This is a genomic window from Deinococcus arcticus, assembly GCF_003028415.1.
GTDB lineage: Bacteria > Deinococcota > Deinococci > Deinococcales > Deinococcaceae > Deinococcus > Deinococcus arcticus.
The window spans coordinates 373,008-395,724 of the sequence record NZ_PYSV01000001.1; the positions used below are offsets into that span (position 1 = coordinate 373,008).

At 68.2% G+C, this 22,717-nt stretch carries 23 protein-coding genes; 7 read left to right on the forward strand and 16 right to left on the reverse strand.

All coding sequences use genetic code 11. From position 1 onward, the window contains the following. The first annotated feature begins 108 nt into the window (after positions 1–108). Together C8263_RS01730 and C8263_RS01735 are read left to right on the forward strand one after the other, a co-directional pair. The gene (locus C8263_RS01730) at positions 109–1,020 is read left to right on the forward strand and encodes a PRC and DUF2382 domain-containing protein (RefSeq protein WP_107136351.1); all 912 of its coding nucleotides are present in this window, start codon (positions 109–111) and stop codon (positions 1,018–1,020) included. 45 nt (positions 1,021–1,065) lie between these two features. After that, positions 1,066–1,488, forward strand: coding sequence for a DUF2382 domain-containing protein (locus C8263_RS01735; RefSeq protein ID WP_107136352.1), 423 nt, complete (start codon positions 1,066–1,068; stop codon positions 1,486–1,488). A 64-nt stretch (positions 1,489–1,552) separates the two neighbouring features. Here the strand turns inward: C8263_RS01735 and asnS are convergent, their stop codons facing one another. The 7 genes from asnS to C8263_RS01770 form a co-directional block, all read right to left on the reverse strand. Further along, positions 1,553–2,890, reverse strand: a complete 1,338-nt coding sequence (gene asnS, locus C8263_RS01740; protein ID WP_199188278.1) for an asparagine--tRNA ligase — start codon at positions 2,888–2,890, stop codon at positions 1,553–1,555. A gap of 190 nt (positions 2,891–3,080) precedes the next feature. Continuing rightward, positions 3,081–3,692 (reverse strand): cyclodeaminase/cyclohydrolase family protein, encoded by a 612-nt coding sequence (locus C8263_RS01745; RefSeq protein WP_107136354.1) that lies wholly within the window; start codon positions 3,690–3,692, stop codon positions 3,081–3,083. A 168-nt stretch (positions 3,693–3,860) separates the two neighbouring features. Beyond that, entirely contained in the window at positions 3,861–4,595 is a 735-nt protein-coding gene (gene tpiA, locus C8263_RS01750; protein ID WP_107136355.1) for a triose-phosphate isomerase, read from the reverse strand. 111 nt (positions 4,596–4,706) lie between these two features. Next, complete coding sequence (locus C8263_RS01755; protein WP_199188262.1) at positions 4,707–5,879, reverse strand: phosphoglycerate kinase; 1,173 nt, start codon at positions 5,877–5,879, stop codon at positions 4,707–4,709. Between the two features lie 92 nt (positions 5,880–5,971). Beyond that, complete coding sequence (gene gap, locus C8263_RS01760) at positions 5,972–6,964, reverse strand: type I glyceraldehyde-3-phosphate dehydrogenase (protein ID WP_107136356.1); 993 nt, start codon at positions 6,962–6,964, stop codon at positions 5,972–5,974. A gap of 193 nt (positions 6,965–7,157) precedes the next feature. Beyond that, entirely contained in the window at positions 7,158–7,379 is a 222-nt protein-coding gene (locus C8263_RS01765; RefSeq protein ID WP_107136357.1) for a hypothetical protein, read from the reverse strand. 160 nt (positions 7,380–7,539) lie between these two features. Beyond that, positions 7,540–8,079, reverse strand: a complete 540-nt coding sequence (locus tag C8263_RS01770) for a YceI family protein (RefSeq protein ID WP_107136485.1) — start codon at positions 8,077–8,079, stop codon at positions 7,540–7,542. Positions 8,080–8,269: 190 nt separating this feature from the next. On the opposite strand from C8263_RS01770, the gene C8263_RS01775 reads away from it, so the two are divergent. After that, positions 8,270–8,584: a hypothetical protein gene (locus C8263_RS01775; RefSeq protein ID WP_107136358.1), complete on the forward strand. Its 315-nt coding sequence runs from the start codon at positions 8,270–8,272 to the stop codon at positions 8,582–8,584. A gap of 127 nt (positions 8,585–8,711) precedes the next feature. Next, positions 8,712–10,748 (forward strand): AfsR/SARP family transcriptional regulator, encoded by a 2,037-nt coding sequence (locus tag C8263_RS01780; protein WP_146160547.1) that lies wholly within the window; start codon positions 8,712–8,714, stop codon positions 10,746–10,748. 398 nt (positions 10,749–11,146) lie between these two features. Here the strand turns inward: C8263_RS01780 and C8263_RS01785 are convergent, their stop codons facing one another. The 6 genes from C8263_RS01785 to C8263_RS01805 all read right to left on the reverse strand — a co-directional run bounded on the left by C8263_RS01785 (position 11,147) and on the right by C8263_RS01805 (position 15,508). Continuing rightward, positions 11,147–11,539: a phosphotransferase gene (locus C8263_RS01785; RefSeq protein ID WP_332888910.1), complete on the reverse strand. Its 393-nt coding sequence runs from the start codon at positions 11,537–11,539 to the stop codon at positions 11,147–11,149. A gap of 32 nt (positions 11,540–11,571) precedes the next feature. Beyond that, complete coding sequence (locus tag C8263_RS18745; RefSeq protein WP_146160548.1) at positions 11,572–12,534, reverse strand: hypothetical protein; 963 nt, start codon at positions 12,532–12,534, stop codon at positions 11,572–11,574. 266 nt (positions 12,535–12,800) lie between these two features. Next, complete coding sequence (gene chrA / locus C8263_RS01790) at positions 12,801–14,057, reverse strand: chromate efflux transporter (protein ID WP_107136361.1); 1,257 nt, start codon at positions 14,055–14,057, stop codon at positions 12,801–12,803. Further along, a complete protein-coding gene (locus C8263_RS01795; RefSeq protein ID WP_233218573.1) occupies positions 14,041–14,718 on the reverse strand; it encodes an MIP/aquaporin family protein in 678 nt (225 codons plus the stop codon). Before C8263_RS01795 ends, chrA begins: the two co-directional genes overlap by 17 nt. 1 nt (position 14,719) lies before the next feature. Beyond that, positions 14,720–15,181, reverse strand: a complete 462-nt coding sequence (locus C8263_RS01800; RefSeq protein WP_107136363.1) for an arsenate reductase ArsC — start codon at positions 15,179–15,181, stop codon at positions 14,720–14,722. A gap of 9 nt (positions 15,182–15,190) precedes the next feature. Next, positions 15,191–15,508 carry an ArsR/SmtB family transcription factor gene (locus tag C8263_RS01805; protein WP_199188263.1) on the reverse strand — a complete coding sequence of 106 codons (318 nt, stop codon included), beginning with the start codon at positions 15,506–15,508 and terminating at the stop codon, positions 15,191–15,193. 158 nt (positions 15,509–15,666) lie between these two features. On the opposite strand from C8263_RS01805, the gene C8263_RS01810 reads away from it, so the two are divergent. After that, positions 15,667–17,073: an aspartate kinase gene (locus C8263_RS01810; RefSeq protein WP_107136365.1), complete on the forward strand. Its 1,407-nt coding sequence runs from the start codon at positions 15,667–15,669 to the stop codon at positions 17,071–17,073. Between the two features lie 245 nt (positions 17,074–17,318). Here the strand turns inward: C8263_RS01810 and C8263_RS01815 are convergent, their stop codons facing one another. Beyond that, positions 17,319–18,026 carry a phosphatase PAP2 family protein gene (locus C8263_RS01815; protein WP_107136366.1) on the reverse strand — a complete coding sequence of 236 codons (708 nt, stop codon included), beginning with the start codon at positions 18,024–18,026 and terminating at the stop codon, positions 17,319–17,321. 349 nt (positions 18,027–18,375) lie between these two features. Here C8263_RS01815 and C8263_RS19180 point away from each other — a divergent pair, with 349 nt between their 5' ends. Next, the gene (locus C8263_RS19180) at positions 18,376–18,537 is read left to right on the forward strand and encodes a hypothetical protein (protein WP_158263722.1); all 162 of its coding nucleotides are present in this window, start codon (positions 18,376–18,378) and stop codon (positions 18,535–18,537) included. Between the two features lie 77 nt (positions 18,538–18,614). Here C8263_RS19180 and C8263_RS01820 read toward each other — a convergent pair whose 3' ends face one another. Together C8263_RS01820 and uvrC are read right to left on the reverse strand one after the other, a co-directional pair. After that, positions 18,615–19,859: a M12 family metallopeptidase gene (locus tag C8263_RS01820; RefSeq protein ID WP_107136367.1), complete on the reverse strand. Its 1,245-nt coding sequence runs from the start codon at positions 19,857–19,859 to the stop codon at positions 18,615–18,617. A 318-nt stretch (positions 19,860–20,177) separates the two neighbouring features. Further along, a complete protein-coding gene (gene uvrC, locus C8263_RS01825; RefSeq protein WP_107136368.1) occupies positions 20,178–22,031 on the reverse strand; it encodes an excinuclease ABC subunit UvrC in 1,854 nt (617 codons plus the stop codon). 76 nt (positions 22,032–22,107) lie between these two features. On the opposite strand from uvrC, the gene C8263_RS01830 reads away from it, so the two are divergent. Next, positions 22,108–22,689 (forward strand): histidine phosphatase family protein, encoded by a 582-nt coding sequence (locus C8263_RS01830; RefSeq protein ID WP_158263723.1) that lies wholly within the window; start codon positions 22,108–22,110, stop codon positions 22,687–22,689. Positions 22,690–22,717 lie beyond the last annotated feature (28 nt).

Consider the following 22,717-nt stretch of genomic DNA (forward strand, 5'->3'; position numbering starts at 1 on the left):
GGCATCTTGGGATGGGCTTTAGGTCTTTCGTAAAAATTCCCGCACTGGGCCTGACAGACTCCGGCCAGTTCACCGCACACAGCTGGTGACCCAACCTAGGAGGGTGTTATGGCGAGACTGATTCCGATGTCTGAACTGGTACGTGACCGCAACTATGATCTGGGCGATACCTACAACGTGGTGGGCCAGGGCGCCTACGGCTACGGCGGCGAGAAAGTGGGCACCGTGCGCGAAGCCCTGACCGATGACAGCGGCCAGATCCGCTACCTGATCGTGGATGTGGGCGGCTGGTTCTCGGCCAAGGAAGTGATGGTGCCCGTGGGCATGGCCCGCATTGAAGACGACGGCGTGTACTTTGATAACCTGAGCAAGGACCAGGTCAAGGGCATGTCGGGCTACGTGGCCGGCCAGGACTACGAGTACGAGGCCCAGGTGTCCGACGAGCGCATTCTGCGCGGCGTGGACACCAGCAGCCACCACACGGCCGGCACCTTCAACTACACCCAGCGCGACGACACGATGTTCCAGACCCCCCAGCGCCTGCGCCTGCTCGAAGAGCGCCTGCAGGTCAACAAGGACCGCTACGTGGCCGGGCAGGTGCAGATCGGCAAGCATGTCGAGACCCGCACCGAGAACGTCACCGTGCCCCTGGAGCGCGAAGAGATCGTCATTGAGCGCCATGTGGTGTCTGATGGCCGTCCGGTGTCCGGCGACGTGACTCTGGGTGCCGCGACCGAGACCATGGAAGTGACTCTGGAAGCCGAGCGCGCCAACGTGAGCAAGCAGGCCTACGTGACCGAAGAGGTGGAAATCGGCAAGCGCACGGTGACCGAGCAGCAGACCGTGAGCGAGACGATCGGCCGTGAAGTGCTGGACGTAAACCAGACCGGTCAGGTCAGCGTGCAGGGCGCCGAGAGCCACACCACCATGGGCCGTGACGGCCGCAACGTCGCCGAGCGCGCCGTGGACGCCGTCAAAGACGCCGTCGACCCCCTCGACGGCAAGATCGACCGCCGCTGAGCGGGCAGGGGAGGGCGCGGTGTTGGCCCTCCCCACCTTCTTTCTATGACCCAGGAACGCAAGGTCCGCCGCGCCCTGCAAGGCGTGATTGAACTGCGCGAAGAGCGCGCCGAGATCCAGAAGGTCCGCGAACAGATCGGCCGCGTGGTTGTTCGCCGGGAGCGCCGCGTGCGCGAGGAAACCGTGCGCGTGGAGCTGGTGTCTGAAGTGCTGGTGGTCACCGCCCAGGAGGGCGCCGCCAGCGTGCAGATCGGCACCCGGACGCTGGCCCCGGGCGAAACCTACGAAGTGCTGCTGTACGACGAGCGCGCGGTGCCCGGCAAGGAAACAGTGGTGGCCCAGGAAGTACGCCTCTTCAAAGACACGCTGGTGCGTGAAGAGACAGTGCCCCTGCAGCTCGCCTATGAGGAACTGGTCGTGGACGAGCAGATGCTGGATGGCCCCTTGGTGGAGCCGCCCAGACCCTGAACTCAGTCTTCAACGCAGCAGCGGCCAATGCCTGAAGAGGGCATTGGCCGCTGCTGCTGTGCTTTCAGGGCCGCATGCGCGTGAGCATCCGGGGAAAGGGAATCGCCTCGCGGATGTGGTCAATGCCGGTGATCCAGGCAATCACCCGTTCCAGGCCCATGCCAAAGCCCGCATGCGGCATGGAGCCGGTGCGGCGCAGGTCCAGGTACCACTCGAACGCCTCCAGCGGCAGGCCCTCGTGTTCAATGCGGCTTTTCAGCAGCTCGTAGTCGTGAATGCGCTCGCTGCCGCCGATAATCTCGCCGTAGCCTTCGGGCGCGATCATGTCGTCGCACAGGGCCACGCGGGGGTCGGCCGGGTCGGGCTGCATGTAGAACGATTTGATGGCCGCCGGATAGCGCTCGATCATCACCGGCCGGTCAAAATGGTGGCCCAGAATCGTCTCGTGCGGGGCGCCCAGGTCGTCGCCCCATTCCACGGGCTGCACGTCGGCCTGCACGTTGGGTGGCAGGTCTCCGCGCTCAATGTGGTCGCGGATGATCTCCAGCGCCCGGGTGTAGGTCACGCGCGGGTACTGCCCTTCGGCGGCCCCGGCCAGCTTGCTCACGTCGCGGCCCAGCAGCTTTAACTCCTCGGCGCACTGCTCCAGCGCCCGGCGTACCAGAAAGCTCACGAAGCGCTCCTGCAGCGCCATGTTGTCCTCGTGGTTACTGGGGCTTACCTCGGGCTCCACCATCCAGAATTCCAGCAGGTGGCGCCGGGTCTTGCTCTTTTCTGCACGGAAGGTGGGCCCGAAGGTATACACCTTGCCAAAGGCCGCCGCGCCCGCTTCCGCGTGCAGCTGCCCCGTCTGCGACAGGTACGCCTTGTCCTCGCCAAACAGGTCAATCTCGAACAGCTCGGTGGTGCCCTCGGCGGCGTTCGGGGTGAAAAAGGGCGCGTCGAAGCGAATGAAGCCCTCACTGTGAAAGAAGTCCACGATGGAGCGCTGCACGCAGTCGCGCACCCGCATGATCGCCCAGGGGCGGCGGTGGCGCAGCCACAGGTGGCGGTGGTCCATCAGGAACTCAATGCCGTGTTCCTTGGGCGTGATCGGATACTCCGCGTGGTTCTCGCTGATCACCTTGAGGCCCCGCACGCTCAGTTCCACGCCGCCCGGAGCCCGCTCGTCGGCGCGTACCTCACCCGTGACTGTCACGGCCTGTTCCTGGGTCAGGCGCTTGGCCTGCTCGAACACGTCCTCGCTGACGTCGGTCTTGAACACGGTGGCCTGCACGAAGCCGCTGCCATCGCGCAGCTTCAGAAACTGCAGCTTGCCCTTGCCGCTCTTGTCGGTCAGCCACGCGTGCACGGTGACCGTCTGGCCCACATGCTGGGGCAGGTCGTGAATGTTGGAAGACATGCTCATCGGCGCTCAGTATAGGCAGAGTGGGCTCTGGCGCCGGCAAGAAGAGGAGAGTGGCGCCGCAGGGGTGTCCGGCTGCCGCTTACCGTAGACAGGTCCAGAGGCTTTTCCTGTGTCCCAGAGGGTTATGGGCTGTGGCGTTTTCGCGGCCCTTGGCCCTCAGAACAGCGCCACCCTCAACCCCTGTTTACTTCCCCCCCAGGCGCTTATGGCACGTATCTAGCGTGGCCTGTGCGGCCTGCGTTCCCTGGGCCCTCAGGCGGTCATGCTCGGCCTGAATTGCCCCCCGCTTGCTGGCCGGCACATGTGGCAGGTTGATCTGCACTGTCAGCAGCGCGGCGTCCAGCGCGCCCCGCAGCAGACTGGCCCCCGCCCCCACGTCGCTCACCACCTCCGGGTGTACCTGCGCGGCCAGTTCAGGTGCCCGGGCCAGGCCCCCCACGACGGCGCGGGCCAGAGCCAGAGGGACCACCATGGCCGCCTCGCCTGCCGTTCTCAGCGCGGCGGACCTGCCGGGATCCTCTTTGGGAAGGTGCTGGGCTTCCACATAGGTCCCAAACGCCTGCACATCCTCATCGGCCATGCCCTGAAGTTGGCCGCGCAGCGCGGTCACCTCTTCAAGAACCTCGGCCAGGGCGGCGTGATCCCCTTTCTGCTGCGTGATCCCCACGGCCATGCCCAGCAGCGCGGCCCCAAAGGCCCCAGTGATGGCCGCCGTGGCGCCCCCGCCGGGCGTGGCGTCCGGGCTGGCGGCGGCTTCCAGCAGCGCCTGCGCTGGGTGTGCCCACAGAGAAGACATGCCGACACTCTAAAGTGAAGTCGCCGCCTCCAGACTTGAGAGAATCCGGAGGAAACAGAGTAAGGAAACTAAAAATTCACGAACTGGTAAAATCGTGAATAAAGTCACGAGTGAAGGGAAGATGGTGAACCTGAGCAGAACCCAGGCCCCACATCGTTCCCGCAGCGCCTATTCCTTCAGGGCGTCGTTCATGCCCAGCACGTCCGGCACCTTTAAGCTGGCGCCGCCCACCAGCGCGCCGTTCACATTGGGCTGCGCGCAGATGCTGGCGATGTTGTCCGGCTTGACGCTGCCGCCGTACAGCACACGAATGTCGTCGGCGTCGCTGCCGTAGCGGGTGGTCAGGGCCTCGCGGATGGCGGCGGCCAGTTCCTCGGCGTCGTCGGCGGTGGCGGTCTTGCCGGTGCCAATGGCCCACACCGGCTCATAGGCAATCACCACATCCGGGCCCACGCCCGCCAGGCTGCCGTCCAGCTGCGCCAGGGTGTGGGCCACGTGTTCGCCGCGCTCGCGCACCGCCAGACCCTCGCCCACACACACAATCGGCACCAGGCCGCTCAGCTGCGCCTGCCGGGCCTTGGCGGCCACGGCGGCGTCGGTCTCGCCGTGGTACTCGCGCCGCTCGCTGTGGCCCACCACCACGTAGGTTGCGCCCACGTCTTTGAGCATCGCCGCGCTGATCTCGCCGGTGTAGGCCCCGCTCTCGTGCGCCGAGACATCCTGCCCGCCAAACGCCACGCCCGCCGGCAGGTTGGCCGCCAGGGTGCTCAGCGTGATGGCTGGGGCCATGACGGCCAGTTCGGCCGGGCCAGGGACCAGCTTGCCAGCCAGTTCCTGCGCCCAGGCGCGGGCTTCGGTGGGGGTCTTGTTCATCTTCCAGTTCAGGGCCAGCAGATTTTGCATATCGCTTCCTCCTTGGGGTGGGCCAGCACCGTGGCTACATGGGGTGAGGCCATAGCCCGGCCCGGTCTTGATACGTGGCGTGGGGCGCAGGGCACCTGGGACTTCGGGGGTTTACCGCATGGCCTCCACGCCCGGCAGAACCTTGCCCTCCAGCAGTTCCAGGCTGGCGCCGCCGCCCGTGGAAATATGGTCAATCTGGTCGGCCTTGCCGCTCTTGTTGATGGCGCTCACCGAGTCGCCGCCACCCACCACGGTATAGGCCTGATCCTTCAGGCTGCCCACGGCCGCCGCCACCGCGTTGGTGCCGGCCGCAAACGCCTCGAATTCAAAAACGCCCATCGGGCCGTTCCAGAACACCATCTTCGTGCCCTTCAGGGCGTCGGTGTAGGCGGCCTGCGTGTCTGGGCCAATGTCCAGGCCCATCCAGCCGTCCGGAATGGCCCCGGCGGGCACCACTCTGGTCTGCGCGTCGGCAGCAAAGCGGTCGGCGGCCACCGCGTCGGTGGGCAGCATCAGCTTGTCGCCGTGCTGTTCCAGCAACCCCCGCGCGTACTCCACCTGATCGTCTTCCACCAGACTGCTGCCAATCTGGCCGCCGCGCGCCTTGATAAACGTGAACATCATGCCGCCGCCAATGAGCATGCGGTCCACCTTGGGCAGCAGGGTCTCGATCACCCTGATCTTGTCGCTGACCTTGGCCCCGCCGATGATGACCACGTAGGGGCGTTCGCCCCCCGACAGCACCCGCCCCAGGGCGTCCACCTCGGTGTGCAGCAGCTGGCCAGCCGCGTGGGGCAGCAGCCCCGCCACCCCACTGACCGACGAGTGTGCCCGGTGTGCGCTGCCAAAGGCGTCGAGCACGAAGGCGTCGCCCAGCCGGGCCAGTTTTGCGTTCAGTGCGGCGTCGTTCTGTTCCTCGCCCGCGCTGAAGCGCACGTTTTCCAGCAGGGCCACCTCGCCTTCACCCAGCGCCTGCACGGCGGCCAGGGTGTCGTCACTGTCGGCGGTGCCCGCAATGAAGTGCACAGGGCGGCCCAGCGCTTCTTCCAGCACGGGGGCCACGGGCCTGAGCGAGTATTTCTCTTCCGGACCATTCTTGGGGCGGCCAAAGTGGCTCAGCAGCACGACGTTGCGCGCGCCGGCGTCCAGCAGGGCCTTCACGGTGGGCAGGCTGGCGGTGACGCGGGTCGTGTCCTGCACGGCGCCGTCTTTCACAGGCACGTTGTAGTCCACGCGCACCAGCACGCGCTGGCCGCGAACGTTCAGTTGATTCAAAGTCTGCATGTCTGCTCCTTGGAGGGCGCATGGCAAATGGCAGATGGTCCAGGGCTCGCCCCTCGCCATCTGCCATTTGCGGTCAGCCATCTGCGCGCTGTTTAGCCTTTTTGCTGAACGAGTTCCACGAGGTCGGCAATGCGGTTGCTGTAGCCCCACTCGTTGTCGTACCAGCTGAAGAACTTGACCAGGCTGCCCATGGCCATGGTCAGGCCGCCGTCAATGATGGCGCTGTGGGGGTCACCCACGATGTCCGACAGCACGATGGGGTCCTCGGTGTAGGCGATGATGCCCTTGTGGCTGCCCTCGGCGGCCTTCTTGAAGACGGCGTTCACTTCCTCGGCGCTCACCTCGCGCTTCAGGATCACCACCACGTCGCTGATGGACCCCGTGGGGGTGGGCACGCGCAGCGACGTGCCGTCAAACTTGCCCTTCAGCGCGGGGTACACCTGCGACACGGCCTTGGCGGCGCCGGTGGAGGTGGGGATGATGTTCACAGCGGCGGCGCGCGCGCGGCGCAGATCGCTGTGCGGCAGGTCCAGCACGCGCTGGTCATTGGTGTAAGAGTGAACGGTGGTCATGATGGCCTTTTCAATGCCAAAGGCCTCGTCCAGCAGTTTCATGGGGGCGCCCAGCGAGTTGGTGGTGCAGCTGGCGTTGGAGATGATGTGGTGCTTCTCGGCGTCGTAGTCGCCTTCGTTCACACCCAGCACCACACTGATGTCCTCGTTCTTGGCCGGGGCCGTGATGATGACCTTCCTGGCGCCGCCTTCAATGTGCTTGCCCGCGCCCTCACGGCTGGTGAAGATGCCGGTGGACTCGATCACGATGTCCACGCCCATCTCGCCCCACTTGATGTTGGCGGGATCACGCTCGGCCAGCGCGTGGATCTTCTTGCCGTTCACCGTCAGGCTCTGCTCGTCGTACTCGACGGTGCCGTGAAAGCGGCCAGCGGTGCTGTCATATTTCAGGAGGGTGGCCAGCGTCTTGTTGTCGGTGAGGTCATTGATGGCCACCACTTCGATCCCGCGCGCTTCCAGGACACGAAACACCAGACGACCGATGCGGCCGAAGCCGTTAATCCCTACTTTCATGTTGTGCCTCCAGTCGTGAGGGCCCCCCCAGATGGGGGAGGGGAGCACCTCGCATGTCGCAGTCTAACGCCTGAGGCCAAATATGGATTTCGTGTCCTCTGGACACCAAGACATTTTTAGACGCGGTTCAAAGCCCCCGGCCTCGCGGCCCCGCTCGGGGCCCTGCGCCGCAGCACCACAGTCGTCCGGCGTGTCAGGCGCTGCGGTCCGTGTTCAAGCTCTCCAGGACAGAGCGCCCGTCCGGCAGCGCGCTGACATCGGGCGGCACGCCGTCCGGGCGCAGACTCCAGCGCGGCAGCACCACCACTTCTCGGCCGCCAGCACAGCCGATGTTGTCTGGAATGGCAGTCACCTCCTGCCCCTGCAGCGTGAACAGGCGGTGGCGCACCGCGAAGCAGTCCACCTCCAGCGTCACGGCGCCCGGTTGACCACCTGCACCCGGATGTTCTCCCAGGTCAGGGCCTGCACCGGGGAATTCACGAAGACAAACAGCGCCAGCCTCGGCGGGGCCAGGACCGCCGCCGAAGCCATCAGCCTCAGGCCCAGGGCCACGCCTCTGGACCAAAGCTTCAGATTCAGCTCCGGTTCAGCGTGAAAGCCACGTCCACGGTCACCGAATCGCTGCTGCCGGGATAGCGCACGTCATAGTCGAAGGGATTGAACTTGAACTGGGTGCTCACGTTCACCTTGCCGCCCTGCAGCGTGGCCTTGACCGGCACGCTCACCGTCTTGGTGGTGCCCTTGACGGTCAGTTTGCCGGTGGCGGTGGTGGCCAGGGTCTGGCCCTCGACCAGCCGCCCGCCCGTCAGGCGTTCCAGGGTGAAAGTGGCGTTGGGATACTTGGCGGTGTTCAGGGCATTCTCGCCCTTGGCGTGGCTGTCGCGCAGCCCAATCCCGGTGCGCAGGTTCGCCACTGGCACCCGCACCGAGCCCGTGGTGGCCGCCAGATTGGCCGGGTCCAGCGCCACGGTGGCCGTGACCCCGGCGATGGTGCCGCGTACCGGAACAAAACGCACCGTGTGCGTAAAGCTGGCGGTGCCGTTCTCGGCGCGGTATTCCACGGCGCCCGCCACGCCCATCAGGACTGCTGCCCCCACGGCCCAAAATCGTTTCATGTTGTTCATTGTGCGCGGCGGCGGTGAAGACCAAGTGAACGCGGGCCTGAGGGGCACAACCGGGCGCCGCGTATAAAACTTCATCTGAAGGTCCGCCGCTGACAGAACTCTGTGTCAGCGGCCTGCCTACGCTGGAGGCACTCCGCGTTTCTGGGCCCTGTCCAGACTCGCACCCCTCACGGAGGCCCCTATGAAGCGAGCCCTGACCCTCATTGCCCTGATTCTGCCCTGCGCCGCCTCGGCTGGCAGCGGCTCGGTGTCCCTGACTTTCCGCGTGAGTGTGCAGGCCGTGTGCCAGTTGCACAGCCAGAGCGCCGAGCGCGTGACCCTGCGCTGCACCCGCGACTTCGTGCCGGCCGATCCCCACGCCCTGCCCGAACTGATGGGCAAGCTGCCCATGGCCAGCCTGCGCCTGAGCGGCACGGCCCCCTACAGTGGCGGCGGCACCCTGAACACCTATGTGGTGGAGCGCCCCAGCGATACGGGTGAACTGATTTTCTACTGAGTGTCCACAGGGGCCCGGGCCAGATGGCGCCAGCGGCCTGACCACGCCGGGCGCCGCTCTCCCCTGTGGGGTGGGCGGCGCCCGGATCAGTGCCTGCCCCGCTGACGAACACGCTAAACTGGCCTGGTTGACGACGACGAATGCAGATCCAGGCGGCGAGCCGCTTCTTCTCCGGGTCCTGGGCCCCGTGCAACTGCTGCGCGGCGGCGAGCGGCTGGCGGTCTCCCGCAAGGGCCTGACGCTGCTGGCTTACCTGACCCTGGAAGGTCAGGCACTGCACCGCGAAACGGCGGCGGCCCTGCTGTGGCCGCACAGCAGCGGCCTGCAGAACCTGCGCGTGGAACTCTCGGCGCTGCGCCGCGTGGGGGTCTCGCTGGGCCCGGCGCGCGCCGCCACGCTGCAGTCGCCCCTGTCCACCGACCTGGACCTGTGGGAAGAGGACCAGGACCCCGACCTGGACCGCTGGCTCTCGGCGCTGGGGCCCGCGCCCCTGAGTGGCCTGGACGACCCCGCCCATCCGGCGCTGGCGGCGTGGCTGGCGCGCGGGCGCGCGGCTCTGGGCGCGCGGGTGCGCCGCGCCCTGCGCCGCCGCCTGGACCGCGAGCCCCCTGCCCGCGCCGAGGACGCCCGGCGCCGCCTGAGCACCCAGGGCTGGCATCTGGATGAGCTCCCGGGCCCCGCCCCCACCGCGCTGGCGGCCACCCTGGCGCCGGTGCTGGCCCGCGCCCAGGGCGAGGTGCAGGCGCTGCTTTACACCGGCCGGGCGGCCAGCGGGCGCGGCGAACTGCTGAGCGCCGCCCTGCGCGCCGCTGGCTGGCACCCGGTGGGGGTCACGGTGGTGCCCTCGGTGGCGCACCTGCTGGCGTCGCTGGTGCTGCAGCTGCGCCGCCACCTGTCGCCCGTACTGCAGGCCGAGGCCGACGCCCTGCTGGCCAGCAGCGCCGGGGCCGAGCGCGATCTGGTGGCCCTGTCGGGGCTGCTGCGGCACCTGGGGCAGCCGGTGGCCTTTGTGCTGCGCGGCGCCGAGGGCCTGAACGAGGACACCGCCCGCGCCCTGGGCTTCATGCTCAACTGGCCCGCCACGCTGCTGCTGGCCCTGATCACCACCCCGCAGGGCGAGGGCCGCGTGCGCGCCCACCTGGGCACCGCCGCCGCGCCGGGCCGCCTGACCACCGCCGAGCACCCGCCCCTGACCCCGGCCGAGGTGGCCGCCCTGCTGCCCCCGGGGCGCGCGCACGACGCCGTGGAAATCCTGCGGCAATCCGAGGGCTGGTGGCCGGCGGCGCGTGCCCTGGCCGCCACCCCCGACGTGGCGGTGCGCCGCCGCCTGGACCCGGCCCTGCGCACCCTGCTGGCCACCGAACTGCGCGCCGCCCTGAGTGACCCCGACCGCCTGGCGCCGCTGGCGGCCCTGCCCGCGCCGTTTGCCCAGGCCCAGGCCCTGGACGTGCTGACCCAGGAAGGCGCCACCGTTCCCGAAGCCGAGGCGACCCTGCGCGCGGCCCTGCGCAGCGGCATTCTGGAACGCGTGCCGGCCTCCTTTCAGGCGGCTCTGGCCCCGGACCGCCCGGTGCGTCCCCTGGACGGCGAGCAGCCTCTGGCCTTTGTCAGCGAGCTGCAGCGCGCCATGCTGGCGGGCGTGCTGGACGCCTCGGCCCGCACCCGCCTGCGCACCTGGGCGCCGCAGCCCCTGACGCGGACTGGCCCGGTGCAGCCCTGGCCCGCCCAGGCCCTGGCCGCACCCACCAGTCTGCTGGGCGCCGAGGTGCGCGCCCTGGGCTTTGGCTACCGCCTGCTGCAGGCCGCCCACGGGTTTACCCTGCTGCGCTGCGGCCTGCCGGAACACCACGCCCCCGAACTGGCCCTGCAGGTGGGCGCGCCGCCTGCCCCGCGCTGGCACTGGCAGCTGGCCGCCTGCGTGGCGCGGCGCGACGCCCCCGCTCACCACCGCCCCTTTGCCCTGCGGCTGCAGCGGCCGGGGCAACCGGCGCCCGAGGTGCTGCTGCCCGCCCTGGAGGTGGGCCGCTGGGTTCAGCTGTCCGGCACCGGCCAGGGCCCTGTGCTGGAAGTGCTGTGCGCCGGGGCCAATGTGGTTCTGCATGTGGCGAATCTGACCCTGCGCCCCGAGGCCGACGCGGCCGGCCCCCCCGTGGCCCCGGCCTGATCCCGACACCGACCGCACCCGCTGCACCAGCGGTTCTCTCCGAGGAGCGCGAGGGGAAGAAAGACGCGCCTCCGGGCGAGGTGCCACCACGCCGGAACAGGGCCCCGTCTCAGCGAAGCGGCCGTTTGGCCCAACGAGAGCTGTGGAAGCACCGGGAAGTGACAGTGGCGGTCTTTCGAAAGAGAGACGGCCAAAGGTGGATTGAAGGAACCCCAGCGTAAGACGCTGGGGTGTTTGGAGCGAACTGCCGTTGCTAAGTACGTTGCACCTCACGTTATGACTTTGCAGGAGAGCACCGCAAAGCCTCCACTCCCGGTGCAACGTCCTTGTTTCGATACTCGCTCCGCTCGGTTGATCTAAAGATCAACAGCGAGCTACTTAAGTTTAGATTTGGCACTCTACAGCACAGCGACTTCCAATTCACGCAGGAGATCATGGAGCGCCCACACCGCCATGTTCTCCATCTCCCACTGCGCTTCGAGGGCGGGGAGGATGTGGCCGACATACAGGAGGGCCGCGTGGAACGCAGCCACTGGTCGAGAGAGTTCGTAGGCACGGCGCAACAGCGCCGGTGTACTCACGCCCGCCCACGCCGAGAGATACGCCTCGACGATGCGGTCACGCGCCTGTGGCTGTTCGGGCAGAAAGGTCCCAAGCTCAGCCAGAAACAGGCGCAAACTGAAAAACGGGTGCGTGATCGTGGCATCCGAGAAGTCGAAAAACACAGCCTGATCCCCTCGAACCGCCACATTGGTGGGCCAGAAGTCCCCGTGTTCCAATGTGTCAGGCACGCCACAAGCAGCAAGTTGAGCACAGAGGGCCTTCAGGTGTGGGCCCTGAACCCGCAGGCGCTCCAAGTCGCGTGGGTCCCCACTGAAATTGACCGCTGAGCCAAGGTCGTCAGGAGCCAGTCCACCTGATCCGCCAGCGCTGTGCAGGTGAAGTCTGGAAGGCCCGGCACCTGGCCCACCAAGGCCCGTTGCATCTCCCCATACCGGCGTGCGGCCTGTTCATACTGCGCCAGGTCACGGGTGTCATGGAGAGGCACGGCCTGCAAATCCTGCATCAGGAAGCCCCCCCTGGCCTCGTCCAGTGCCACCACCTCGGCCACTTCGCCCGGAAAGTGCTGCGCCAACCAGCGCAGGAGGGTCCCCTCCTGTGCCAGCGGAGGGGGCGCGGCTTTGTAGTACAGCCGACCACGGCCGGTCGGCACTTCCAGCAGCGTGGACCGCTCCCAGTTGCGAAGTTGACGAATCGGGCCGGTCAGGATGGTCCCCCTGAGCTCAAGCTGCGCTTCGATCCAGGCACAGGTGTCCTGAAACCAGCCGGGTTGGGCCCAGGGCCGCCGGGTGGCCGGCCGGCCGTCACGCCGTTCCCTGAACCAGTCGTCCAGATGTGGACGGTGTTCCGGAGTTCCGAGCCGCAGGTCCGCGACCTCGTCCTGGAGCACCCAGCGGGTGCCCGCAGGATGCCTGTTGTCCGGTGTCAGGTTCTCTAACTCGTACACGCTGTTGATCATCTCAGCACCGGGCTGCCAGTCATCTCCCAGGCAGCACAGGGTCACAACGTCCAGGCCGAAGGTTGTCTGAACGGTCTGGTTGAGATGGGCAACCACGCCGAAATGGGGCTCACTGGGTGTCACGGTGGGTAACGCCCAGCTCCCCTGGTCTGCAATGAGCAGCAGCGCGGCCTGGTGGGGATGGGGAAGAAGCAGGTGGTAGATGCTTGACGGGGTGGCTAAGGCGCTCATGCAGGCCTCCCTCGGAATCACGACAGGGCGAAACATCGAGGGAAGACGGGTGCTGAAAAGGGGAACGTGGTTCCCCTCCGCCATCCCTCACGAACAACACGACATGCACCCCGGTGCGTGGGGTGAGGTGGTGGACCGTGAGGGTTAGAAGCGCTTGAACACAGAACGTCCTTGAAGAAGTGTGGTCAACCTACCACGCCCACTGGTGGCACTGGCGTTGGATGGGGCAGCGTTGGCCGGGTGCCCCAAACAGCAGTTTCCCTCACGCTGGGCCCATTGACGGCTGTCTGCAGGAGCCCGCCCTAGCGCAGCACCCCGCCCAGCGCCGCCCCCGCTCCCACGACCAGCCACGGCGGCACCCGGCCCTGTTCCAGTGCTGCAAACGCCGCCAGCACCAGCGCAAAATCCAGGGGTGAAGCCACAGCCCCGGTGAACACCGGGCTATACAGCGCGGCCAGCAGCAACCCCACCACCGCCGCGTTCACGCCCCGCAGCGCCGCCTGTGCGCCCGGCCGCGTGCGCCAGTGGGCCCAGAAGGGCAGGGCGCCAGCCACCAGCAGAAAGGCCGGCAGAAAGATGGCCCCCAGCGCCAGCCCCGCCGCCAGGAGGCGGGGCAAGCCCACCTCGGCCACGGCGCCCAGGTAGGCACTGAACGTGAACAGGGGTCCCGGCACCGCCTGCACGGCCCCGTAGCCCACCAAGAACGCATCCGGCGTGACCCAGCCCGGCGACACCACCTCGGCCTCCAGCAGCGGCAGAACCACGTGCCCGCCCCCGAACACCAACGCGCCGGCGCGGTAAAAACTGTCCAGCACCTCCAGCACCGGGCCCCCCACCACCCCGCGCAGCAGCGGCAGGGCCAGCAGCAGCGCCCCGAACAGCCCCAGGCAGACCGCCCCCACCCGCCGCGACAGGGCTGCCGGCCGCGCCTCACCCGCCGATCCCACCCTAGCGGGCAACCACCGCCAGCCGATCAGGCCCGCCGCGCCCATGATCAGCACCTGCACGACCGGCGCGGGGGCCAGCAGCGTCACCACGGCCGCTGCCAGGGCCAGCGCCGCACGGGGCCGGTCCGGCGTGAGGGTGCGCGCCATGCCCAGCACCGCCTGCGCCACCACCGCCACTGCCACCAGCTTCAGGCCGCGCAGCCCGCCCGCCCCGGCCAGGTCGCCCGCACGGCTGATCCCCAGGGCCAGCAGTACCATCAGCGCCGCGCTGGGCAGAGTGAAGCCCACCCACGCCGCCAGTGCGCCCGGCAGCCCCGCACGCTGCAGGCCCAGCGCCATGCCCACCTGACTGCTGGCCGGGCCCGGCAGAAACTGACACAGCGCCACCAGTTCCGCGTACGCCGGTTCATCCAGCCAGCGGCGGCGGTGAACAAATTCGGTGCGGAAATAGCCCAGGTGCGCCACCGGCCCGCCAAAACTGGTCAGGCCCAGCCGGCCAAACGCCAGCAGCACCTCCAGCACCGTGCCCCGGGGCAGGGGAGAGGCAGCCGCGCGGTCCCCACGACCCGGCGCTGGCCCATCCGGACCCTGCCCTTCAGGCCGAGGCGCCACGGTCCGCTGAGCCCCCGGCCGGGGCCTGGGGGCGTGCGGGGGCCCCCAGCCACAGGTGAACGCCCGCCGCCAGCCCGGCCCCCAGCGCCGGGGCCACCCAGTACAGCCAGTGCGCGGTCCAGATGCCGCTCACCAGCGCCGGACCAAAGGAGCGCGCCGGGTTCATGCTGGCCCCGCTGATGGGCCCGCCCATGGCGGCGGCCAGGGCCACCACCCCGCCCACCACCCAGGGCCGCCCGGCGCGCAGCGCGGCCAGCAGCAGAAAGAAGGTCAGCAGCAGTTCCAGGCCAAACGACTGCGCCGCACTCCCCGCCGGAACAGTCACCCCCAGCCCCCCCTCGCGCCCCAGCAGGGCCAGCAGCGCCAGCGCCGCCAGCACGGCCCCCGTCAGCTGCGCCGCCACGTAGGGCGCCACCCAGGCCCGGGGCAGCTGCCCGCAGAGCGCCAGGGCCAGCGTGGCCGCCGGGTTGATGTGCGCGCCGCTCACCGGGCCCAGCGTGGCCAGCACCGCCATCACGCTCAGGCCAAACACCAGCGCCACCCCCAGGTGCCCCAGGGCCCCGGTCTGGGCCTGCACCACAGCGGCCCCGGGCCCGAAGAACACCAGGGCAAAGGTGCCCAGTCCCTCGGCCACAGCGGCGCGGCCCAGGCTTGGCGCCACCTCAGGCCACCGGCACGGCGGGGCTGTCCAGGTGACCCGGCGGCGGCGCCTCGCCGGCCTGCAGGGCCTGCACGAACGCATCAAACTGAAGCTTCATCTGGTCGCGCACCGCCCGCCAGCGCGCCAGACTGCCGCCGCTGGGGTCCACAAACGGGTAATGCCGCCGCTGGGTCGCGGCCGGATACACCGGGCACCCGGCCGCCGCGCTGTCACAGACGGTCACCACGTAGTCAAAGCGCTGGGCATCCGGCACGTCCCAGAGCGTTTTACTGGTGTGCCCCGACAGATCCACGCCCAGTTCGGCCATCACGGCGACGGCTTCGGGCTTTACCCGGGTGGCCTCGGTGCCGGCGGAATGCACGTCCAGGGCCACCCCCAGGCGCGCGGCAGCGGCCCGTACCAGCCCCTCGGCCATCTGGGAACGGGCAGAATTGTGGGTGCAGAGAATCAGGACACGGCGCACAGAGCCACCCTAACACACCGATTTAGCTTGATGTGTCAGGCCTGGATGATCGGGAAACAGGTCGGTGAGGAGCTGACCGCCCAGCAGAAACAGAGGTGCTGTCTTTAGCGTGTAGTACACGTTTTTCCCCCGCTGTTCGGCGGCCACCATCCCCGCTTCTTTCAAAACATTCAGGTGGTACGACACTTTGGACTGTGGAAGACCCAGCAGGGCTTCCAGGTCGCAGACGCAGCGTTCACCCTGGGCCAGGTGGCGCACGAGGTCGTACCGGGTGTCCTGTGCGAGCGCCTTGAGTTGATCCAGCACTGTGGGCGCAGTCAGGGTCATCACCCATTCATTCTAGTCGGTTTCTTGCGGCGGCCACACACTGCTGTCGTCATCTGTGGCCCAGCTGTGATCGGCCCTGCACCCCGGGTCGGCTGGCCCCGGGGCTGCCCAGACCGCCCGCGCCCCCCGCCCGGCGGGCACGCGGCATACTTTGCGCTATGGGTTACGAGCTTCTGGTCATGAAATTCGGCGGGACGAACATGCAAGACGCCCGCGCCGTGCGCCACAGCGCCTCGCTGGCCGGGCGCAGCATCCAGGGCGGCGTGAAGGTGGTGGTGGTGGTCTCGGCCATGGCGGGCGTGACCAACAGCCTGCTGAAACTGGCCGGCGCCGCGCAGGCCGGTGACATTGCCAGCGCCAACGACGAGATTGCCCTGCTGCGCACCCGCCACTTCGCCGCCGCGCAGGAACTGGGCGCCGCCCCCGACAGCGCCGTGGTACGCGAACTGCGCGAGATGCACGAAACCCTGCGCCAGGCCGTCTACGGCGTGTATCTACTGCGCGAACTCACCCCGCGCTCGCGCGACCTGATCGTGGCGTTTGGCGAGCGCCTGTCGGCGCCGCTGATGAGCCTGGCCCTGGAACAGGCGGGCCTGCGCGCCCACCACCTCACGGGCGGCGAGGCCGGCATCCTGACCGACACGCACTTTGGCAATGCCAAACCGCTGCCCGGCACCTACGAGCGCGTCAAGGACCGCCTGAGCGGCCTGCTGGCGGCCGGCGTCACCCCGGTGGTGGCGGGTTTCATGGGCGAGACCGACAAGGGCGCCATCACCACCCTGGGCCGGGGCGGCACCGATTTCAGCGCCACCATCGTGGGCAAGGCCCTGGGCGCCGATGAAGTGTGGGCCTGGAAGGATGTGGACGGCGTGATGAGCGCCGACCCCCGCGTGGTGAAGGACGCCCGCAACATCGAGGTTCTGAGCTACGGCGAGGTGATGGAACTGGCCTATTTCGGCGCCAAGGTGCTGCACCCGCTGGCGGTCACCCCGCTGCAGGAAAGTGGCATTCCCCTGCGCGTGAAAAGTGCCGCCGACCCCGACTTTCCCGGCACCCTGGTGCAGGCCGAGGCGCGCGACGAGGCCGGGCACCCCGTCAAGGCCGTGACCGCCATTCGCAACGTGAGCATCATCAACGTGAGTGGCGCGGGCGTGCTGGGTATTCCTGAAGTGATCGCCAGCGTCTTTGACGCCATTGCCCGCGAAAACGTAACCCTCCTGATGGTCTCGCAGAGTTCGTCCATGAGTAACGTCTCGCTGGCCGTGCAGACCGCCGACGCCGAGCGCACCCTCACGGCTCTGCGCGCCGGGGTCAGCCTGGAACTGCAGATCGAGGAGCAGCCCGGCGTGGCGGTGCTGGCGATTGTGGGCAGCGGCATGCGCGGTCAGCGCGGCGTCTCGGCCCGCATGTTTACCGCCCTGGCCGACGAGGACGTGAACATCCTGATGATCTCGCAGGGCAGCTCGGAGCTGAACGTGTCGGTGGCCGTGGAGGGCGAACACGTAGAGACCGCCACCCGCGCCGTTCACCGCGCCTTTGACCTGGGCCAGCGCGCCCTGGCCTGAGCGCTGCTTCCCGCCTGCCTGGCAGGGCAACCTCTCGGGTTAAACCGGGCGGGGGGAGGAAATGCCCTGCCCTGGGAACAGGAGGCGAGTACCGGCTGCGACAGGCTCAAGCCAGAGAAGGGGAGCTGAGCAGGGAGGGCCAGGTCCATCCAATCCATAATGAAACGAAAAATTCACGATCTGGAATAATCGTGATATTTTTCACTTATAGATCAGATTACGCCTGACCCTTGTCCTCACTCTGGTCACTCCCGGGTGTCCCGGGGTCCGGCCGGCGAGCCGCGCAGCCCAGGCCAGCGCCGCGCCATGAGCATGTACAGCCCCGCCACCCAGGCCGTGCTGGCCGTCACCCCGGCCAGGACGTCTGACGGGTAGTGGACCCCCAGATAATTGCGGCTGGTCCCCACCAGCACCGCCCAGCACAGGCCAAATACCGCTACCGGCCAGCCCGCCCGCGACCGCCAGAACACCAGCGCCATGGCAAAGCCAAAGGCCGCGTTGGCCATCGCGTGGCCGCTGGGAAAGCTGAACCCGGGTTCGGTCAACACGGCCACCAGTTCATCCGGGCGGGGGCGCTGAAAGACCAGTTTGGCCGCCACGTTCAGCGCCGTGGCCCCCAGCACGCCCGTCAAAAGAAACCAGCCGTGGGGGCGGCCCTGCCCGCGCCCGGCCTGGCCCAGCAGCCACGCAATGGCCAGTGTGACAAAGGGCAGCACCTTCACCCCTGCCACCTGCGCCAGCACTTCGGCCGCCTGGGTCAGCCCCGGGGTGCGCTGCGCGGCATACCAGGCCAGCACCGCCTGATCCCAGGCAAAGCCGCCTTCCTCAATGACCTCCTCAGCCAGTTCGGTGAACAGCAGCAGGGGCACCAGCACGCCCAGCAACAGCAGCAGCAGCGAACGCCAGCGCTGCCGGACAAAGGGCAGAAATTCGCGGCGCACCCGGTCGAACATCTGCCCATTACAGCCCCTGGCACCTCCGGCGCGCGTTGCCGGATGCTTAATCCGGAGTGCTGTTCAGTTCTGGCCCATCTCAAAAGAGCCGGATGTTTCTCTCCTGCGGCGCCTTGCAGGTTGACTGCCGGGCAATCTGTCCCTGTTGGCAACATGCCGACACCCCTGCGCACTGTTTCGGACGCTGTATGCCACAGACTGCATGCTTAAGCCCACTACGAACAATGGCGCACCCGTCCCTGAGCCAGGTGCGGCATGTGCCAGCGGGGGGCCAGGGCGCACCATAAGGGCCACAGACGCGCGCCACCACAGGCTGCCAGCGGGGCAGCGGCGCGTACAGGACCCCACCATGCTTGACCAGCATCCCGGCCCCGGCCGCGCCCAGTCTCTTCTGGACGAAGCCGCCCACTACCGCCTCGCCCGGCAGGCCGCCCGCGCCCAGCCCAGCGCCCCCAGGGTGGGGCTGCGCCTGAACCTCCGCGCCCTGCTGCACCGCCTGAGCGCCGCGTGACGCCGCGCCCCCACACCACCAGCCGCCCCCCTTCCCAGTGAAGAGGGGCGGCTGGCTGTTGGAGCCAGCGGCGAACTTTACTTCGTTTCCACCAGGCTGTATGCGCCGCTGCCGCTGTAGCTGTAGATGTACCAGCGGTAGGTGCCTGCCCCTGCAGCAGAGGTGATGGCCTCGGTGTGGCCGGGGCTGGTGCTCTGCGCGACCGTGCCCCACGCCGAACCCGACCAGCGCTGCAGGTACAGGTCGAAGTCGCTGCCCGCTGGCCCCGTGAGCGCGCCTTTCAGGGTGCCACCCGCATACGAGAAGCCCGACGACCCGGGCTGCACCGTGGCGGCGCCGCTGCCCAGCGTGCCTGTGTAGGTGCGGCCCGTGGTGGGCGGCGGGGTGGTGCCGCCCGGGTAGATGGCCTGCAGCGCGAACAGGTCGCCCCGGCTGAGGTCCGGGACCTTGCCCAGGTTGCCCGGCGAGCCGTTGTAGGTGCCCACCGGCTGGCTGCGCGCGTAAATGTACGGCGGGAAGTAGTTCATGACCGAGTCGTAGTCGTAGGGGCCGTGGGTGTAGGCGCTACAGGTCCTGCCGAAGTTGGTGGTGTCGCCCACGTAGGCGCTGCCCACCGTGATGTAATTGTCGCGGTCGCAGCGCTGGTGCTCATGGTGAAAGCCCGAGGCGTGGCCCATCTCGTGAATGATGGTGCTGTTGTTAAAGCAGTTCGGCGCAATGGTCAGCGGCTGCGTGCCCCCAATGGCGCCCACATACGACGACCCGCAGCCGCCGCCGCCCACCACGAATTCCACCTTGTGGGTGGCGCCCGGGTTCCACACCCAGCGCAGCGTGGCGCCGGCCTGCGCGTTCCAGCGTTCCACTGCCGCGTTCACGGCTGCGGCCTGCGTGGCCGTCAGGGCACCCTGTTTCCAGAAATACGGCACTGTCCTGTTGGCCCAGTTGCCCCCACCCGCTGCAAAGCGCGAGAGGCTCTGGGTGCCCAGGCTGCCGGCCGGGGCCTTGTCCAGGCGAGCGAGCACCTCTGCGGCGTCCTCCGAGCGGCCCAGCAGCATGTCGCCGTCCACGACGATATGGCCGGCCACATTGCGGTACATCAGGGCAGTGCCGCTGCGCAGGGTGACTTCCACGGCCGTGTCCTGCGACAGGCGGGTGCGGGCGGCAGCATCCAGAGCGTTCAGCGGCGTTTCGCGCAGGTCCACGCGGAAGGTGGGCCCCCCCTGCAGATTCAAGGCTGCGCCCTCGGGCAGCGGCGCCTGCCCGGCACAACCGGCCAGCAGGGCGAGGGTGGCAAGCGGCAGGAGGGCAAAAGTGTGCTTCATAGAGGTCTCCCAGAACCAGCAGACAGTGAGGATCACCCGGCCAGCGTGCAGCCCGCCCCCGGGCCAGGACCTGGGGAAGTGGGCGCATCAGCTGTGGTGTCGCCGCGCATGGTGCCACAGCCGGTTCACTCAGTGGTCTGGCATCCTGTCCTCTGTCCAGCCAAAACGGCCCAAGAGCACACCTTAAGCCGCTCAATCTAAAGAGGGGGGACTGGAAAACGCAGGCGCTCGCTCCCTGTGCTCATGGGTGGGCCCACATCTCGCCGCCGCCCACCAGCTTCCCGGTTCACCTGCCGAACCGGAGGTAGGCCCGCCCCCTTAGCCCGTTACCGGGGCCTGCCTCGCTTCCCGCTCACTCAGAAACGTCTTCACGCTCTGCGCCGCGCGCATGGTCATGCCCGGCACCGCTGCAATCTGTTCCACCGGCGCGCCGGCCAGGTCTTCCAGGCTGGTGAAGTGCTCCAGCAGGGCGTCCCGGCGCTTTTGCCCAATGCCCGGCAGATCGTCGAACACACTGCGCAGCATGTCCTGGCCGCGCAGCTTGCGGTGATAGGTGACCGCGTACTGGTGCACCTCGTCACGCACGCCAATCAGCACCCGCAGCGCCGGGTGGCTGTGCGGCAGCAGCAGTTCGCGGTCCACCCCAATTTCTGTGCCGCCGTCCAGCCACCACTGCGCCCCGTAGCGCCCCGGCAGGATCAGCCGTTCCTCGCGCTTGGCCAGCCCCACCACCGGCAGGTGCAGCTTCGCCTCTTTCAGGGCGTCCAGCGCTGCGTTCACCTGCCCGCGCCCGCCGTCAATCAGCAGCAGGTCCGGCAGCGGCAGCTTGTCGGCCAGGCTGCCGGTAAAGCGCCGGGTGATGGTCTGGCGCATGGCGGTGTAATCGTCGGGGTGATCCAGGCCCCTGACCTTGAAGCGGCGGTGTTCCCCGCGCCGCGCCCGCCCACCCTCGAACACCACCATCCCGGAGACGATGTTGGTGCCGAACAGGTTCGAGTTGTCGTAGCCCTCAATGCGCCAGGGACGGTCCGGCAGCGCCAGCACCTCGCGCAGCGCGTCCAGGCCCGGGTGGTCGCCCCGGCGCTCCAGCAGCGCAAGTTCAGATTCCAGCCCCGTCTGGGCGTTGCGCTGCGCCATGTCCACGAGGTCCACCTTGTCGCCGCGCTTGGGCGTGCGCATCTCGATCTTGCGCCCGGCCCGGGCCGAGAGAAACTCGCTCCACACCGGCGCGTCCTCGAAGTCGGCGGGCAGCAGAATCAGCCCCGGCACATGGGTGGCCTGGGTGTAGTAATCCTGCACAAAGGCTTCCACGATCTCGCCCAGCGGCGCGTCCTCGGTGCCCGAGAGAAAGCGCTTGTCGCGCCCCACCACGCGCCCGCCGCGCATGCGAAACAGCTGCACCATCGCGTATTCCCCCGCCTGCGCCGCGCCCAGGAAATCCAGGTCCGTCTCGTCGCTCACAAAGGCGTGCTGCTCGGTGCCAAACAGCTTCTCCACCGCCTGCACCCGGTCACGCAGGCGCGCGGCCTGCTCGAAATCCTGGCTCTGGGCCGCCACCTTCATGTCGTCTTTCAAGCGGGCCACCACGGGGGCCGCGCGGCCCTCCAGCAGCGATTTCACGTCCTCGACCACGCGGGCGTAGGCGCCCATTTCGGCCCGGTCCACGCAGGGGCCCAGGCAGCGGCCCATGTGAAAGTTCAGGCAGGGCCGGGCCTTTTTCTGCAGCGGCAACCCCGAGTTCTTGCGCAGCGGAAACATGGTGTCAATGAGGTGCTTGACCCGCCGCACCGCCGAGGAATCCGGGTAGGGCCCATAGTAGCTGCCTCCGTCTTTCAGCACCCGCCGGGTGACCACCAGCATGGGAAAGGCCTCATTCGTCAGCTTCAGAAAGGGATAGTGCTTGTCGTCCTTGAGGGTGACGTTGTAGTGCGGGCGGTGCTGCTTGATGAGATTGGCTTCCAGCACCAGCGCCTCGACCTCGTTCCGGGCCGTGATGAATTCCAGCGTGTCGGCCAGGGCCGTGAACTTGCCGCTTTTGCCCCCCGCCTTGAAATGCTGCCCCACCCGCGCCCGGAGGTTCTTGGCCTTGCCGATATAGATGGGCGTGCCCCCCTTGCGGAAGATATACACGCCGGGCGTGGTGGGCAGCACGGGCAGGTCGTCTGGATGCACCGCCCCAGGATAGGGGAGGGGCGCGCGCCACTCCGTGAGCGAAGGTGCGCTGGCAGCCCCCGCTATGCTGCCTGCCATGAAGCTGTGGCTTATTCGACATGGTCAGACGGCCGGCAACGTGGCCGGCATCCTGCGCGGCGCCACCAGCGCGGGCGATGAACTCAGCGAGCAAGGCCACGCCCAGGCGCAGGCCCTGGCCGCGCAGCTGGCCGCCGCTGATCCCCGCCCACAGGCGGTGTACGCCAGCACCTATCGCCGCGCCCAGCAGACGGCCGAGCCCCTGGCCCGCGCCCTGGGGCTGACCGTGCAGGTGGTGCCCGATGTTCAGGAGGTGGACTGCGGCGACTGGGCCGGCCGCCCCTACCGCGACCTGAAAACGGCCCCCGGGGACCTGCGCCTGCCTGGCGGCGGCCTGGGCTTCCGGGGCGGGGAGAGCTTCGAGCAGATCGCCGCGCGCTTCGTGCAGGCTCTGGAGGAACTGCCCACCAGTCAGCCCGCCGCCCTGGTTTCACATGGCGGCATCCTGCGTATCGGTCTGGCCGCCCTGCTGGGCCGGGACATTGAGCAGGTCTGGCGGAGCGGTGAGCTGGTGCTGGGCAACACCGAATTTGTGATCCTGAACAGAAGTGCCAATGGGTGGACGCTCGGGAAGCACTAATGAAACGAAAAATTCACGATCTGATACA

Bases quoted from the DNA above. Each gene is read 5' to 3' on its own strand.
- asnS (WP_199188278.1), bottom strand. From the start codon at position 2,890: ATGTCTTCCAACATTCACGACCTGCCCCAGCATGTGGGCCAGACGGTC.
- gap (WP_107136356.1), bottom strand. From the start codon at position 6,964: ATGAAAGTAGGGATTAACGGCTTCGGCCGCATCGGTCGTCTGGTGTTT.
- C8263_RS01820 (WP_107136367.1), bottom strand. From the start codon at position 19,859: ATGAAGCACACTTTTGCCCTCCTGCCGCTTGCCACCCTCGCCCTGCTG.
- C8263_RS01775 (WP_107136358.1), top strand. From the start codon at position 8,270: ATGAAGCGAGCCCTGACCCTCATTGCCCTGATTCTGCCCTGCGCCGCC.
- tpiA (WP_107136355.1), bottom strand. From the start codon at position 4,595: ATGCAAAATCTGCTGGCCCTGAACTGGAAGATGAACAAGACCCCCACC.
- C8263_RS01745 (WP_107136354.1), bottom strand. From the start codon at position 3,692: ATGTCTTCTCTGTGGGCACACCCAGCGCAGGCGCTGCTGGAAGCCGCC.
- C8263_RS01830 (WP_158263723.1), top strand. From the start codon at position 22,108: ATGAAGCTGTGGCTTATTCGACATGGTCAGACGGCCGGCAACGTGGCC.
- C8263_RS01770 (WP_107136485.1), bottom strand. From the start codon at position 8,079: ATGAAACGATTTTGGGCCGTGGGGGCAGCAGTCCTGATGGGCGTGGCG.
- C8263_RS01755 (WP_199188262.1), bottom strand. From the start codon at position 5,879: ATGCAGACTTTGAATCAACTGAACGTTCGCGGCCAGCGCGTGCTGGTG.
- C8263_RS01805 (WP_199188263.1), bottom strand. From the start codon at position 15,508: ATGACCCTGACTGCGCCCACAGTGCTGGATCAACTCAAGGCGCTCGCA.
- C8263_RS01730 (WP_107136351.1), top strand. From the start codon at position 109: ATGGCGAGACTGATTCCGATGTCTGAACTGGTACGTGACCGCAACTAT.
- C8263_RS01735 (WP_107136352.1), top strand. From the start codon at position 1,066: ATGACCCAGGAACGCAAGGTCCGCCGCGCCCTGCAAGGCGTGATTGAA.
- C8263_RS01815 (WP_107136366.1), bottom strand. From the start codon at position 18,026: ATGTTCGACCGGGTGCGCCGCGAATTTCTGCCCTTTGTCCGGCAGCGC.
- C8263_RS19180 (WP_158263722.1), top strand. From the start codon at position 18,376: ATGCTTGACCAGCATCCCGGCCCCGGCCGCGCCCAGTCTCTTCTGGAC.
- C8263_RS01810 (WP_107136365.1), top strand. From the start codon at position 15,667: ATGGGTTACGAGCTTCTGGTCATGAAATTCGGCGGGACGAACATGCAA.
- C8263_RS18745 (WP_146160548.1), bottom strand. From the start codon at position 12,534: ATGTTTCGCCCTGTCGTGATTCCGAGGGAGGCCTGCATGAGCGCCTTA.